This is a genomic window from Kitasatospora sp. MBT63 (assembly GCF_000710465.2).
Classification (GTDB): domain Bacteria; phylum Actinomycetota; class Actinomycetes; order Streptomycetales; family Streptomycetaceae; genus Kitasatospora.
Genome location: NZ_JAIZ01000076.1, coordinates 1 through 244, shown reverse-complemented (window position 1 = coordinate 244; position 244 = coordinate 1). Strand labels below are relative to the sequence as shown.

The 244-nt window shown below is 57.4% G+C and carries 1 rRNA gene; it reads right to left on the bottom strand.

The features are described from left to right. Window positions 1-2 precede the first annotated feature (2 nt). Window positions 3-119, bottom strand: a 5S ribosomal RNA gene (gene rrf / locus AA75_RS05325). Window positions 120-244: the final 125 nt, after the last annotated feature.

The following is a 244-nucleotide window of genomic DNA, read 5'->3' as shown; positions in this document are numbered from 1 at the left end:
TTGTTCGGCGGCGTCCTACTCTCCCACAGGGTCCCCCCTGCAGTACCATCGGCGCTATGAGGCTTAGCTTCCGGGTTCGGAATGTAACCGGGCGTTTCCCTCACGCTATGACCACCGAAACACTATGAAACTGTCAACCGCACCACACCACGTGACCAGTGGCATGGGGTCGTTGTTTCAGAACAACACAGTGGACGCGAGCAACTGAGGACAAGCCCTCGGCCTATTAGTACCGGTCAACTCC